At 48.7% G+C, this 15,276-nt stretch carries 7 protein-coding genes and 3 pseudogenes; 5 read left to right on the forward strand and 5 right to left on the reverse strand.

The annotated features are described in order from the left end of the window. Positions 1-286: 286 nt before the first annotated feature. Positions 287-715, forward strand: a complete 429-nt coding sequence (locus tag NDA02_RS22545) for a single-stranded DNA-binding protein (RefSeq protein ID WP_190793132.1) — start codon at positions 287-289, stop codon at positions 713-715. A gap of 136 nt (positions 716-851) precedes the next feature. Here NDA02_RS22545 and NDA02_RS22550 read toward each other — a convergent pair. Continuing rightward, a pseudogene (locus tag NDA02_RS22550) lies at positions 852-2,218 on the reverse strand (IS701 family transposase). A gap of 117 nt (positions 2,219-2,335) precedes the next feature. After that, positions 2,336-2,894: pseudogene (locus NDA02_RS22555) on the reverse strand (transposase). Positions 2,895-3,632: 738 nt separating this feature from the next. Between NDA02_RS22555 and NDA02_RS22560 the strand changes: the two are divergent. The 4 genes and pseudogenes from NDA02_RS22560 (at position 3,633) to NDA02_RS22575 (ending at position 8,890) form a co-directional block, all read left to right on the forward strand. After that, positions 3,633-5,009, forward strand: coding sequence for a class I SAM-dependent methyltransferase (locus tag NDA02_RS22560; RefSeq protein ID WP_348255952.1), 1,377 nt, complete (start codon positions 3,633-3,635; stop codon positions 5,007-5,009). 132 nt (positions 5,010-5,141) lie between these two features. After that, positions 5,142-5,633 carry a type IV pilin-like G/H family protein gene (locus NDA02_RS22565; RefSeq protein WP_348255954.1) on the forward strand — a complete coding sequence of 164 codons (492 nt, stop codon included), beginning with the start codon at positions 5,142-5,144 and terminating at the stop codon, positions 5,631-5,633. Between the two features lie 301 nt (positions 5,634-5,934). After that, positions 5,935-8,238, forward strand: coding sequence for an O-linked N-acetylglucosamine transferase, SPINDLY family protein (locus NDA02_RS22570; protein WP_348255956.1), 2,304 nt, complete (start codon positions 5,935-5,937; stop codon positions 8,236-8,238). A 125-nt stretch (positions 8,239-8,363) separates the two neighbouring features. Then, positions 8,364-8,890: pseudogene (locus tag NDA02_RS22575) on the forward strand (DUF29 family protein). A 26-nt stretch (positions 8,891-8,916) separates the two neighbouring features. Here the strand turns inward: NDA02_RS22575 and NDA02_RS22580 are convergent. The 3 genes from NDA02_RS22580 to NDA02_RS22590 form a co-directional block, all read right to left on the reverse strand. Beyond that, positions 8,917-10,056 carry an FkbM family methyltransferase gene (locus tag NDA02_RS22580; RefSeq protein WP_348255958.1) on the reverse strand — a complete coding sequence of 380 codons (1,140 nt, stop codon included), beginning with the start codon at positions 10,054-10,056 and terminating at the stop codon, positions 8,917-8,919. A 131-nt stretch (positions 10,057-10,187) separates the two neighbouring features. Next, positions 10,188-13,562 carry a glycosyltransferase gene (locus NDA02_RS22585; protein WP_347277854.1) on the reverse strand — a complete coding sequence of 1,125 codons (3,375 nt, stop codon included), beginning with the start codon at positions 13,560-13,562 and terminating at the stop codon, positions 10,188-10,190. A gap of 837 nt (positions 13,563-14,399) precedes the next feature. Continuing rightward, a complete protein-coding gene (locus tag NDA02_RS22590; RefSeq protein WP_348255959.1) occupies positions 14,400-14,876 on the reverse strand; it encodes a tetratricopeptide repeat protein in 477 nt (158 codons plus the stop codon). Positions 14,877-15,276 lie beyond the last annotated feature (400 nt).

A 15,276-nucleotide genomic window follows, 5' to 3' on the forward strand; every position in this document is an offset into this window, starting at 1 on the left:
TATGGTACGGTGGACCCACCCTGACCCATCCCGAACTCAGGTGTGAAACGCTGAAACGGCGACGATAGTTGGAGGGTTGCTTCCTGCAACAATAGCTCGATGCCAGGGTAATTTTCTGAAATCTCCCCCTTGTGATTATGCTTGGGGGAGATTTTGTTTCGCTCGATTTGAGGCTTGAAGTTACCGTTAGTTTAATGGCAAAACTGGGAAAGTTATGCTTTAAGGATATTCAAACTTGTGTTGAATATTGTGATAGCGGCGTTTACTTTCAGGCAATACGACGATTATGGCAAGTGTGGGATTAAATAAGTGGATTGTAAGCGGTAATCTGGCAGCTGATGCTCAAATCAAAGCAATCGAATTACGCAATGGAGAACAAGCGACGCTTGCAGAAGCAACTCTGTATGTACGAAGGTTGCGCGGTCGGGATGATGCTTTTACAGTTAAGTTAAGAATTTGGGATAAATCGTTGGCTTGGCGAAAATTGCCCTACTTGAAGAAGGGGTCTTTAATTATTTGTACCGGCAGCCTTGAACCGAATCCTTATATTACAAGCAGTGGTAATTTGCCCAAAGCGGGATTGGAAATGACGGTTCTAGATATTGATCTAGACATTGTGCGGGGATTTGAGGGGGAGTCTGTTAGTGCAGAAGCGGTGTTGCCAAACCAACATGTTGAGGAGACTGGAGGCTCTGCGGTTGGGGCGCCTGTTTAGCCGAGTGTCAGATGTAGGGGAGTATGAGCAACCCGCAAGGCTCAAACAAATGTTAGGGGTAGGTCAGTAGCATTGTTAGGGTTAGAGGCTTGGTATCAACTGACTCTAAAGCAAAAACTAATGCTCCTGTGTCACGCTAGGCAAAATAAAAGCGGAAATTTTGGGATAGATCAGAGTGTGGCAGACTGCTAGAAAACTGATTCATCAGTGCAACCAAACACTCTAACCCGGCCGCTAAGCGTGGAATTGGAAATAGATTTAACCAGGGTTCGAGCAAATTTAGAATTATGCTCGGCTCAATTACCAGACGCAGATTGTTGAGTGTCTGCTTCCACCTGTTTGCCTGCTTCCAACTGGATGTTGGGTGAGATGAAGGGTGATTACTTGCGCTTGAGCATTCTGTTGGATCGAAGGTTGTACTTGTGGTTGCTGTGAAGCGTTAGTATGCAGACTCATCAGCAATTACGCACTCATCACCATCTCCCACCAGCACTTAATCTGATTGTAGGGGGTCAGCCAAAAATTTGCCCATCCCAACTCGTTCTTACTCTGCTTCAAGCCATACTCAACCTAGTTTCTCAAGCCATACAAATTACCAACTTGGTCATACTTGAGGTTCTCAATGTGCGTCATCCCATAGTGCGTCATCACATACTAGGTTGCATTCTTGGGTAACGTTTGAGGGTCCAGTGGTGAGTTCCCAATATTGTTTGGCACGGCGCTTACCATAAATAATTTCTCGAATGTATCGAGTCTCAGGTTTACTATCACTAAAGATACGCTCAAACTTGCGCCAGCGATTGAAACGAACTGTTTGCTCACGCGGCAACTAGACAGCATAATTAGTACGAATTGCCGCGACGAACTCCAGCTTCAACTAATACAACACATCGATGAAACCGCAGCCACTTTCACCATACAAGCTATCAGCTAGCACGAGCTTGAACTGAAAGCCCATACCTTAAAGATCGAGGATCATCTGGGCAACTATCTCTAGCTTACTGCGGTAGACCTCATCGGGCTTGAGGCGTTCTTTCGGTTTATAAACTTGAAACAGCAAGGGCAAGGTGATATTGTCTACCACCCCTAGGCTATCACAGCCACAATGCCATTCTCAATCTTGCCTAAGTTGCCGACGTATTGGCGTTTAACATAATCAGGATGTTGTCCCTTCTTTCGGTCGCCTGTGTCATCAATGACCAGCACAATTTCACGCTTACCACTGTTTTGGAGGATTAACCGCAAGCACTGTTGACGAAAAGCTGAAGTTTGCCAGGGCGATTCTATTAGAAGATGATGCAATGATTGAGCGTTGTCTAATTTCGCTACCTGGGCTATTGTAGGTAGCATTTTGCGTTTGGCTTCACTTATGAGTCCCAAATGCAACTGTTTAAATGGCTCGAAGTTCCTAACTTCAGGAAACAGCACTTGATACCACTGGCAATATTCATCAATGAATTGGACGTTCGCTGTAGCGGGTCGCGGTTCAACTATTAGCTGCACCTCGCTTTCACAGCTCTGCTCCTATTATTACGCATCCAGGCCGATAGAAGAGCGTTATTGCCGCAAGCGTATATTCTCAGATTCAACTTGCGTTAGAACTAATTCATAAAGTAAATCTTAAGCAGCCAATCGCCGCATCATCAGACAAATTAAGGAACCATAAATCATCACTTCACTCACCTCTAAATACACCTCATAATCCTTGTTTAAGCGACGGAATTGATTAAGCCATCCAAAAGTACGCTCCACAATCCACCGCTTCGGAAGTTGCGCGAATGTTGCTGAAGTGCGCTCAATCACCTCTACCCAAACCTATTCTCCACACACTTGCTTGACTGCATGGCCAAGCTTCTTGCCTGAATATCCCTGGTCTACCCATACGGCCTCTAATCTAGATAACTTCTCCTTTGCCTCGTCTAGAACAACGATTGCTCCTGACCGCTCTGAAGCATTCGCTTCACTGACGAGGACTCCCATCAACAACCTTCGCGAATCGGCAATGATATGGCGATGTGCGTTCTTTAACCTTTTTGCCACCATCGAAACCGTAGACTGCCCCCTTTTTTCCGTTGTTTTCACGGATTGGGAATCCGCAATCGCAACACTCGATTTCCCTGAAATCCACTTCCACGGGATGTCCAAATCCTTTAGCTTTGGGCAGTAGGGGTTTGAGAATCTCCCACTTCGCATTACTTAAGTCACTGGGATAGGGTTAGCGTGTTGGATGAGCAATTTCAGACAGACGAGACCTTCGTAAGGCTACCCCTCGGCTTCTCCTGTCTAAAATCTGCTCAAGGCTGAACCAGAACTACTTCGGTTTTTCTTTATAAATCAGCTCTTATGTGGGTTTTGCTCATAATTTGATTACCCTCTGGAACAAAACCAGGATAAATAGTGCAACCATCCACAATATAGAAGTAGCCCCCTGATAGTTTGACGATCGCTCATAACAAGGCAAACGTTTCAGCACTATGGTTGCCTAAAGTCCAATTCAAGATGCCCCATGTGGAGTGGTCTACTGGTGTCCAGAGCTAGATTTTGTTTTTTTAGACCCTACAAAGGTTCTTTCATCAAAGAGTGTTTTATTCTTACGGAATCTATGCAAAATCATTTATGTAAAATCTAACTAATTGGCGTTAGTCTGGAAAGAATTAGAAACGCGGCAACGCAGCTAATAGAGGAGTAAAGCATCCTCTACGACCAACCTATTCTGGAATGCCTCGACCGTAAGCTCAAAAAAGAGGTTACCGGGAATACAGGCAGGAGTGTGGGCAACGAAAGCTTCGTGTAGGCAGGAACGAAAGAATTGTAGGGCGATCGATCGATTTTGGTTTCCGATGGGCACTCTCGATTTAAGCTAGACCGTTTGGCGCGATCGAGGAAACACCGGAGATAGAAGGGAGATTAGACCGTTATGAATACTGAACGAAAGCAGCCGTTAGATCAGGACGCACTAGAGAAAATTCGTCAGCAGTTTGATCATTCTCCCTATCCGCGTATCGCGCTCGAAACGTCTCCTAAAGATGACTATGACACGCTGTATATCCATAGCCTGGTCACGTCCTATTACCTGAAGCATCGGCGTGTTACAGAAACGACTGGCAAGGTCATTTTAGATGCAGGCTGTGGGTCAGGCTACAAATCTTTGATTCTGGCAGAAGCTAATCCGGGCGCGAAGATTGTGGGGATTGACCTGTCTGAAAAATCGGTAGAACTGGCAGAAAAGCGACTGAAGCATCACGGATTTGACAATGCCGTTTTTTATGCGATGTCTATTTACGATCTGCCGCAGCTGAATTTGCAGTTTGACTATATTAACTGTGATGAAGTGCTGTATTTGCTGCCTGACCCATTGGCTGGGCTGCAAGCCATGAAAGCGGTCCTGAAGCCCGAAGGACTGATTCGCACCAATCTGCACAATGCCTATCAGCGCAGTATGTTTTATCGAGCGCAAAACCTGTTCAAGCTGATGGGCTTGATGGACAACATACCGCAGGAAATGGAAGAAGAAGCGGTGTTTGAAACGATGAAATCACTGAAGCCTGGAGTTAAGCTTCGTCAGGAAGCTTGGGGAAGCGAATACAACAGCAGCGAAATGACCGAAGATAGGCGCAAAGAACTGCTTTACTCCAATCATCTGCTAGTTGGCGACAAAGGCTTTACGATTCCCGATATGTTTGCGCTGCTGCATCAGTCTAAGTTGGAACTGGTGAGCATGGTGAACTGGCGACAGTGGGACGTGACGGAACTGTTTCAAAAGCCGGATGATTTGCCTGCACTGTGGGCAATGGGCTTAGAGCGCGCGACGATCGAGGAAAAACTGCGCCTTTATGAACTGCTGAACCCGATGCACCGATTGATGGATTTCTGGTGCGGACATCCGAGTGAGTCTGCCGAAACAATTCCCTCGACAGGGGAACTGCTTCGCATCGAAGACTGGAGCAATACCGACTGGCAAGGGGCGATCGTTCATCTTCATCCTCAGCTCCGGATCGAGGCGGTTAAGGAGAAGCTGCTGGACTGCATTAACCGCATGGCTCCGTTTGAAATTAGCCGCTTTATTCCTCTGCCTGCCCTAAAGCCGATTTATCTCGAGAGTACTTCAGCCGCCTGCCTGCTGCCGCTTTGGGAATCTGCTCAACCCATTCAAGCCCTGGCAGAACGGTTTTTGCAGATGCGCCCTGTTAATCCTGCTACTCTGGAACCGCTCACGATTACGGATGCTTTTGACAGCGTGAAGCAGCTCCTTGATCGGCTGGAGCCGTTCCTGTATGTTCTGCTGGAGTGTTAGCACGTAACTTCTAATGTATTAAAAAATACAAGCAAGATTTTTGCTCAAGGTGATATGAAATTCGATCGACGTGGGCAAGTTATAGCCAGGAGTTAGAAATTCGTATCCCGCAACTCTAGGAGTGATAACTCAATGAAAACCGAACTGAAAGCAAAATTCCTGCAACACCTGCTCAACAAGAAAAAGAATGACGAAGGTTTCACCCTGATCGAACTGCTGGTGGTGATCATCATCATTGGTATTCTGGCAGCAATCGCTCTCCCCTCGTTCCTGAACCAGGCAAACCGCGCCCGTCAGTCGGAAGCGACCACCTACGTTGGCTCCATGAACCGGGGACAGCAAGCCTACTACCTGCAAAACAACCAGTTTGCAGAAGCTCTCACCTCTCTTGAACTGGGAATTCCTGAATCAACCGGCTACTACAATTACACCACAGCGGTTGCAGGTGGTGCAGCGAGTAGTACGGAGGCTGATGCAATCTCCAAAGCTACAAAGACAAAAGGTAGTGTGAAGGAGTACAGCGGTATTGTCTACTTAGAAAACGTGGCAGGAGAAGGTGTCACCTCAAAGGCACGCGTTTGTAAAGAGGTTCTAGACCCTACGACGAACTGTGCTACTCCCTAATTGAGTGCGCTGAAGTATTACTGCGCTGCAACAGTGTGTCAGCGGCAATCCTTCAGTAACCGAATGATTTCAAAAGCTGACTTCGCTACCGCTGCTTTAGTAATTTTGCGGTTCGGTCAGCTTTTTCTATTCTCATTTTCTGAATTGAAAATTTATTTTTTCGGTTCTGATGGCTACCTGGCTGCAAAGCAATGGGTAGCTTTTTACTGTCCGTTAAGGAGTCAAATTCATAAAGGATCACTCCTGTTCGATCGATCGCCCCACAAGGGCACTCTCTTCCTAGAATTAGAGCAATCGACTCATGAGCCAATTAACCCTCCCCCAACCTCCAGAAGTCTTGAATTCCGAACTACATCAATTTGCCCAGAGTGCTTTTAGCGAAGGCAATTATGCCAGCGCAGCTTTACTCTACGAGCAGCTCGCCGAACAGGAACCCGATCGAGTTCACTATTTCTGGATGCTGGGGCTGGCTCATTTGTTGTCGGGTGCGGAAGCCGAAGCGCAGCTCATTTGGATGATGCCGCTGGCAGAAGTTGAAGCGGAACAGGTTGATCAGCTCACTGCTGACCTGATGCAGGTGTTGCAGGGGCAGGCAGAGCAGTTTGAAGCCGAGAAATCCTGGCAGCAGTCCTGGCTGGTGCGGCAGCATATCCGCGAGATCGCGCCTGAGAATATACCCAACTTGCTCTATCTGCTGCGGCTGGGCATTAACCTGGAACTGCTAAACGATGAATACATTCTCAATCTCAAAATTGTCGATCTGCTGCGCTCGTCTCCTGGGCTAGACCTGGACGAAGCACAACTTCTGCAAGCAGTTCATCAGGTAGTCGATTTTGGCTATCCCGATTCGCAGACGATCGCCTTTGCCGAAGCTGCCATGCAGCACATCCATGATGCCACAGCCGTTTTCGACATTTTGCTAGAACACGCCTATCAACTGTACCATTACGAAACAAAGGGCGCGATGGAGCTAGTGGCTTTTTACGGAAAGCTCTGTCTGCCATATAACGAATCTCATCCCGACACGCTCCGGCTCCTGGCAGCAGCTCACACTCAGATCAAGAAATATAGTGAGGCGATCGACTATGCCAGACGATTCCGCGACGCCAGTATTTTGCTAGAGGACAAGATCGCCGCCAATGGGTTATTGGGCGGCAGACTGCTGCGTGCCGGGTATTGCTGGGAAGAGGCAGTGGCTCTGTTTGCGGAATCTAAGGGCTATTTGAAGCAGCTTTTTGAGCAGCCGCAGGAGGATCGAGATTTGCAGCCGCTTCTGCTGAGTCAGGGATTTTTCTACGGCTATTTTCTAGAGGACAATCCGGCTGAGCTTCGACCACTGCAAAATCAGGCCGCTGCTTTGATCCAGGAGAGTTTACGCGGTTCTGTTAAAGAATTGCTTGAAGCAGAGCCATACCAGCAGCGGTTCTCTGCCCCCGTCATTCAATCTGCTCGCACCCAGCGCAAGCTTAAAATCGCCTATATTGCTCGCTTTATGCGTCAGCATCCGGTCGGTTTTTTGGCGCGATGGCTAATGAAATATCACGATCGCGATCGGTACGACATTTATACCTACCACATCGACTGTAAGCACGTTACTGATTTTACGAACGAGTGGTTTGTTAAAGCTTCCTCCCGGCTGCCTGAGCGTAACAATGGCTATGCTTCAGCGCGATTCGACGACGGAAACAACATCGGTATTGCCAAACATATCTGCGAGCATGACCAGATCGACATTCTAGTAGACCTGGATAGTCTCACCTCTTATAAAACTTGTAGCGTGATGGCACTTCGACCCGCTCCAATCCAGGTGACGTGGCTGGGATTAGATGCATCAGGCATTCCGGCGATCGATTACTATCTAGCAGATCCCTACGTGCTGCCCGAATCGGCTCAGGATTACTACAGCGAAAAAATTTGGCGATTGCCCCAGACCTATCTGGCGATCGATGGCTTTGAAGTTGGTGTTCCGACGCTGCGGCGCGATCGATTGGGCATTCCTCAAGATGCGGTCATTTATCTCACTGCTCAGAACGGACAGAAACGCCACCCTGATACAGTTCGGCTTCAGTTGCGTGTCCTGAAAAATGTGCCCAATAGCTATCTGCTGGTGCGCGGTTTGGCAGACGAGGGAATGCTGCAAAGCCTATTTAACCAGCTTGCAGAAGAAGAAGGAGTTTCGCTCGATCGCCTGCGGTTCCTGCCTCGCGACCCAGATGAAGAAACCCATCGGGCAAATATCGCAATTGCAGACGTGGTCCTGGATACTTTTCCCTACAATGGCGCGACGACGACGATGGAAACGCTATGGATGGGTGTGCCGATCGTCACCAAGGTCGGACAGCAGTGGGCAGCCCGCAACAGCTATGCCATGATGACCAATGCAGGGATCAGTGAAGGCATTGCCCAGACTGACGAAGAATACATTGCCTGGGGCATTCGCCTGGGAGAAGATGCCCAACTGCGAGAGCAAATTGCCCTGAGACTCAAACAGTCCCGCCAGACGTCCCCACTCTGGGATGCTGAAAAATTTGCCCGCGAAGTCGAACAAGCCTACGAGCAGATGTGGGATCTATACTTGCAACAGGGGCGCTTCGGCTGGACGTGATAGCCTGAAAGCAGACAGCTCGATCGCCAATCCTTCGATTTCTATGACTTCAATTGTTCCTGAGTCCACAAATCGTTTGAAGCATCAGATTATTCAGGAGATCGACGGGATGGATAGAAACTGTCATGACCCAAGAACTCCTTGACCTCAGAAACAGCATTTTAGAAGGACGCTATGCTGATGCGCTGGCGATCATAGATGAGCTTGAAGGCATAAGCAGACAGGCGATTCTGCGAAATGTTGAGTTGTTTTTGGTGCGCCTTCTGATTCACCTGATCAAAAATCAGGTCGAACAGCGTTCTACTAATTCCTGGGCAGCATCAATTACAGATTCGGTTCGGCAAATTCAAAAGCTCAATCTGAAAGACAATCGGTGTCTTACTATGTTGTGCAGAACGAGTGGGAGGATTTGCTGGAGGAGGCGATCGAGGCAGCAATTGATGGGGCAAGTGTAGAAGTGCGGCAGGGAGAGTTTAGCCCGTTTCAGCTTGGGGCGATCGTCGATCGAGCTCAACTCATGGAAATGAGCACAACGTTGCTTGCTTTCACTTATCAGCATCCTGCAAAAGCACTGCCCGGAATCGTGAAAGACTATCTGGTGCAGCTTCCGGGCGGTGAGGACTGGAGGCTTGGCAGGCAAGCGGATTTGTAGGCTGAGACTTTGCGGGTACGACAAAACTAAGCAGAAACCGCCTGAATTGAATAGACGGGGAGATGGGCAGCCCCAGAAGCTTGAATGGCGACATGATTCTCTGCGGCAAGCGCAACTCGACCAGACAACTGCGTGATCAGAAGTGGCGTGAGGTTAAACGGTTCAATTAGCACAATTTCGGGACTTTCTCCGGCTTCAATACCCTCTTCACTCATCAGGTACAGCAATACGCTAGAAATTGCCTCGTTTGCATCTTCGCTGTTCCAGGTTCCCGAATGAATCAAGAGACTCAGTGTATCGCGCTGTGCGTGAGTTAGTGCAAACCGTAGCAGATCGGCTAAGATGGCGAACAGGTTTTCTTCAGGCTGATGCCAATTGGGAAAGGCGATTAAACTCAGCGATTCAGAGGTTTGCTTCAGATCGGGAAAGTCTTCGATTTGTTGAATGTAAGCTTGCCGATAGTCTTCCATCTGTTTTGCCAGACGGGGTTCTAAGGCTGCCTCGATGTAGAATGTTTGCGTTCGAAACGGACTATCTACTTTGACAAATGCTAAGTCGACCTGCCAGAGTGCCCGATCGCCCGGTCGCCAACTCGGATCGAGAATGTCGTACATGACGAAATCGTGCGATCGCATGAAGTCGATCACGTCATAGATCTGTCCAAACAGCGTCGATTCGATGATCAGATATTCAGTTCGCGGCAGGATGTTGACTGCTCCTTTTAGCACCTCGGCTTCGTTTCCGTCTACGTCAATCTTGATCAAATAGGGAGGCGGAAGCTGTTTTTCCTGGCAGAGTTGGTCAAGCGTTACCGTGGGAATCGTTCGCTGTTCAAATGAGGGGGCAACGGGCTGGTCGGCATCGGTTACTGTGGAGGAATGCACTAGATTCGAATTAACGTGCAGGTTCATTGTGCCAGACTGATCGCTAGCAGCAGCAATGATGTAGTCTGCATTGCCCAATTTCTGACAGAGCTTTGCCAGATAGGGTTCATTTTCGGCGATCGGCTCGATCATAAAGTGCTTGCACTCGGGAAACGCACTATAAAGCGCAAACGTACCTAACGCTGTGCCTACATCAATCACCGTTCCAGGCAACAATCCGCATTGACGAATTTGTAGCAAACCGCCGCGCATTGTGCCTCTGTGTATTCCTGGCTGTGTCACTTTTTTCTCCTGCTCGGATTTACGGTTTAATTCTGGAAAAATGTCAATGCTAAAGCCTGTCTAGTTCGACTTGCGATTGAGGTAAGCATGCCCACTTTACAATTTTTGTTTCTTCGCAGCATCAACGCGAATCATGTCATCGCAACTGAAGGTAAACATTCGGCTTTTGCGGCAGCGATCGCTTCTGTATCTTCTAGCGTGAGTAAAACACGACCTCGAATTTGAGCCAACAGCAGCAGGGAAATGTCTTGCGGTTTTAATAAAACGACTTCTGCGCCGTCTTCTGCGTCGAGTCCTTCTTCACTGAGCAAATAGAGCAGCACACTAGAGATCGCATCATTTGCATCCGCTTCGTCCCAGTCACCGATCGACATTAGAACGCTCATGATTTGTCGATCAGGATGAGTTAGAGCAAACCGCAGCAGATCCACTAAGCTCTCAAACAGGTCGTCTTCAGGCTGATTCCAGCCTGGGAAGGCAAGCCAATTGATTTTCCGTAAACGAAATGCCTGTTGCAATGCTTGGTCTTGGTGCTGCTGGGCAATTTGGGTGAAGACCGCTCCCATTTGTGCGCTATAGCGACGGCAATCGAGGAAACTGGGACAATGTTTCATGGCTTCCCGAATATGCTGCCGCTTCTGCTGCCGGAAAGCCGGATTCTGACCTAGCTCGATCGCCTTTTGCACATACGCAGCTTCGTCAAACGCAATTAACTCCGCAATCTGCAACTCGCGCAAAAAAGCTCCACTTCGCGCCAGCGAACAGGCAGAGTCTACCTCCATCACGATCGCCGGAATGCCTAATTCTAATGGATCAATCAGCGAAGTCATCCCGGAAAACGGATAGGAATCCAGGTAAACGTCTGTGAGCTTTAATCGCTCTTTCACGTCCGATCGGGTTGGGGCGGCAGGTAAGATGCGATAGCGATCCTCGCTCATGCCATACCGGGCAAATGTGGCTTTGAGGCGATCGTGAAAACTATGGATCGGATAGCTCGATGTCCAGTTTTTATTAAACGGATACAGCATCAGCACCGAATCGGGAACCTGGGCGATAATTTGCGCCCAAGCGTTCATGACTTCCGGCGTGATTTTGTAGAAATTTGCACCAGAGCTGTAGACGATCGCAGTGTCAGCCAAGTTCAAATCCGATCGCGTCAGAGCGGCAGTGAGGGGCGGTTCAGACTCGGTGGCAAAATCAAAGCATTGGGCTGCGCCGTCCAGCGGAATCAATGTTTCACAGTAGTGTGCCTGTAGGTTCTGCTCGGGTTCAATCAGGCGGCTGGTCAGGTAATAGTCTATATGCCGCATTCCGGTGGTAACAGGGGAATTCATTCCGGTGATCTGCACCCGTGCCAGGCGATGGAGTGCCAGCAGTGTAATGCCTTTAGCGGCGACGGTGAGATTGCTGGCGATAAACAGAATATCTAGGTCGGCATCGCGAATCATTTGCACCTGCTCAGCCAGGATTTGCGGCAAGGGGACAAAATGGTCGACGTGACCCAGGCAGTAACGTTCTAGGCGATGTCCGGTGGGCTGGGGCGTAAACAGGATCGTTTCAAATCGATCGCGGTTCAACTGCTCAAAGACGGGCAGCGTTGCAAAGGTTTCGGTTTGCGGGCTAAAGTGCGATGACAGCACCCCGACCCGAAGTTTGGCGGGCGCAGTTGTCCGAGTTGGGAAGGTGTAATCCAGTTCGTAACCCTGCTGTATAAGGGCGCATTCCATAATTTCTGCCCGTTTGCGGTAGAGGTCTTTTAGGTTCTGCTGGGCGAAATAGGGCAATAGAAAATTAGCGCGATCGGTAAAGATTTGAGCCGCCTGCTGCCAATCTGGGTCGTCGGGATGCTGGGTAATATTGTTGTGTAGAATATCGGTTAAGCCCTGGAGATAGCGACAGTAAGCATCTACCTCACCTTCTTCCTGAAAGTAGGGCGGCAGCCGCAGCAGATAACTCAGATATTCCTCTCGCCAGTCCGCCGGAACGGTCAGTAGATTGTGGGGCAGGGAAAGCTGATACACCGGACGGTACAGCAGCATTGCCAGCAAAAACTGAATTGCCTGAGGGTGATCGAAGCCTGCGGTCAGGGTGTCTGTAAGTTGCTGGAGATCTTGTGCTTCTGCATCGGTTAATGCGACCTGACAAAACGAACTTCGGAGGAGCGATCGCCGAATTTGTCCTAGTTCGCCTGCGTCTGCGTCTGCCAGGTCTTCTGGCGAAACTGACAACCATGCTTGAAGCCACTGCTGTCTTGCCTGTCGCAGTTGAGCGATTACCTGGGGATTAGATGGATTCGCGACATATTGCTCTAGCAGTCGCGGTACTGAAACCCAGAGGCGGGGCAAACCTGCGGCTTCTTCCTGCATGGGTAGATTTGCGGCTTCTGCCAGGGTTTGACCGACGATCGCCGCCATCCGCTCCCAGGAGAATAAGGAGATACGATCGAATCCTGACTGAATTAGACGATCGCGCAGTTCGGGCTGCTGGATCTGGAACATTGCCTCCGCCAGTTCAGCCGGATCGTCTTCGTTCACGTACAGTGCTGCATTGCCTGCCACTTCTGGGATCGAGGAATTGTGGCAGGTAATCACCGGACAACCGCAAGCCATTGCTTCCAAGAGCGGTAAGCCAAACCCCTCATAGCGCGAAGGGTAGACAAACGCCAAAGCACCCGCATAGGCTAACCGCAACTCTGCATCGGTGAGCGACAGCAAGTGAACCTGGCTGTCCGTGACATAGGGCTGATACTCCTCCTCCAGAAAAGGAGTGGGTCCAACGCAGACAATGCTGGCATTCGCTTTATTTGCCAGTCGCGCAAAGGCCTGGAAAAATAGCCGCGAGTTCTTAAACTGATTTCGCATTCCCACCAGCAGGAAATAGGGCTGTGCGATGCCGTGCTTTGCCCGAAACGCTTCTACTTCTGCCGCCACCGCAGGTTGAAATGTGGGATCGACGCCGCAGTAAGCCACCGTCACTTGATCGCTCGAAATTTCTGGGAAGAATTTGACCAGATCCCGCGCCGTATTTTCTGAAATCGCCAGATAGCGATCGGCATAGCGAATGCTGTGATGCTTTTCTCGCCACATCGAAAGGCTGAGATCTGCCTGCTGCACTTCGGGAATCATGTCGTATGCCATGAATGCCGCAGGTGTCTTGAGCGGGGTCGTGTAGTAGGTCGAAATAAATAAACTCGCCTGTTCTTCGTCGCAGATTTGCTGAAGCAGTTCGCGATCGGCTACTGCATTTTTAGATTCGTAGCGAGGAATAGTGACATATCGAATTCCAGGAATCTGAGGGGCTGTACCGTTTCGATCGAGCACCGTGAGATAACGAGCAAAGCCGCTGACTGCCCATTCTTCCAGCAGCGATCGCCAAACGCGCGCAATTCCAGTCTGCACAATTTGAAAAAATACGCCGTCAATGACAATGCGAGACGTTTCAGGAAGATCTGTCCCAATTTGCTCAACCTGCTGAGAAGGTTTAATGTCACTGTTGATGCACGACACTTGATTCGGCTCAGTGGATTCACTAAAACCTTTGGCTAGAGAACTGACAGCAGCAGCATAATCTTTTTCAATTAAAGACCTTTTGCCAACTGAGCGACTTGAATAACGGCAGATGCTTTGAAATTGATGAGCTGATATTTTCTCTTGGGTTAAAAGATGAATCGAACGACCATTAGAATACAGATTGAGATTAAATTGCTCAGCTAATTGCAGTAGGGAATGATAGGTATAGATTGAAATATGCTGCCCCTCTCCTAGAGCGTAATACCACCACTCATCCGGTTTAGGGTTGCTGGGGGGTAACAGTTCTGTGCTAAATAATATACTGCTGGAGCATTTTAATATCTCAGATATATCTACGACCGGATTTGTAAGGTGTTCAAAAACTTCAAACGCTGTCGCAAGCTCATAATTCTTCAGGCCACTTGTATCCGCTTCAAATCCTTTAGCAAATATATTCTGACAGAATTTGTCATACCAATAAAAGTCGAATCCTAAGTCTCGCATCATGCGAACGAATAAGCCATAACCTCCGCCATAGTCAATAAATTTTGCGTCATGATTGAAAAAATTAAGCACAGTTCGAGCAGAAATATCAGAGAACATCGTGTTCCTCTGAACGATTCCTACATCGCTAATTGCAATTGCTTCGGAGTAAGCTTCCTCTAGCCAGTACGGTTCCTCAGTCTGAACAAATTTGCACTCTTCACACTGAAAGTACTCAACATTGTACTTATTGAGCAGCTTTGCCACCGAGAAAGAATGAGATTTTGCTTCACATATTTTGCACTGCATTGTTCTACTACCTGATTTTTAGAAGACACTCGTTGATCAATGCTATTTTTGATTGGCTTTTTGCTTTGCCTTAGCCAGCAGTGCGCCGTAGTCCGATCGCTCAGGATGCCGTTTTACCAAATCTTGCAGAATCTCGATCGCTCCTGCATAATCCTTGAGCTGGAGCTTTGTGACTGCCAGACCTTCCAGCGCAGTGAGATTATTGGGTTCGCGCTTGAGGACGAGTTCGTAGCCGCGTACTTGGGCTGCAAGGGCTTCCTGAATGGTGTCGGGTTGGGGTTGTGCAGCGGGCGTCGATTTAACTGAAGCTTCACTCAGGATTTGCGCGGTGTGGTAGATCGTTGAAAGCAAAAAACCATAGATTGCGATGATGATAATCAACTGCTGTAACTTGGTTTTTTTCTTCGATCGCTTTTCGTAATTGCGTTTCCCCAGGCTGAAACTCGAAGCCAGCATAAAAGCAGCAGTCGTCATGGCAGAGGTGAATCGACGCTTTAAATTTCTGTCGGTTTGGGTCATATCAACCTGGCTCCGTGTTTTGGCAGATGAATCTTTTGTTTAGCCTGCCCCAGTTGGAATGCCTGCTGATCAAAGCAGTGTTTAGGCTAGGGGAGCGACAAATGATGGGAACAGCCTCAATATGCCCACGTTTCTTTCCGAAGTAAACAGTTTGGACTGGTTAGGGGTTGGACTGGTTAGGGGTTGTAAGATTGCGAGCATCGCTAACTCTCAGATCTGCAGTGTCAATCCCCTTCTAGACCGATCGTAATTATTTCTAGATGTTGCTAAATCAGAAGGCCTTACGGATTGAGGATCTAGAATGGGGCAGGGCAGCTATTCAGATTGACTGGGAAGGCTGACGCTACGTAGAGATTGCCGCTTGCGGTGATTAGAGGAATTTGCCTTGTGTGTTCTCGTG

Source organism: Leptolyngbya sp. ST-U4, assembly GCF_039962215.1.
GTDB lineage: Bacteria > Cyanobacteriota > Cyanobacteriia > Elainellales > Elainellaceae > Leptolyngbya_A.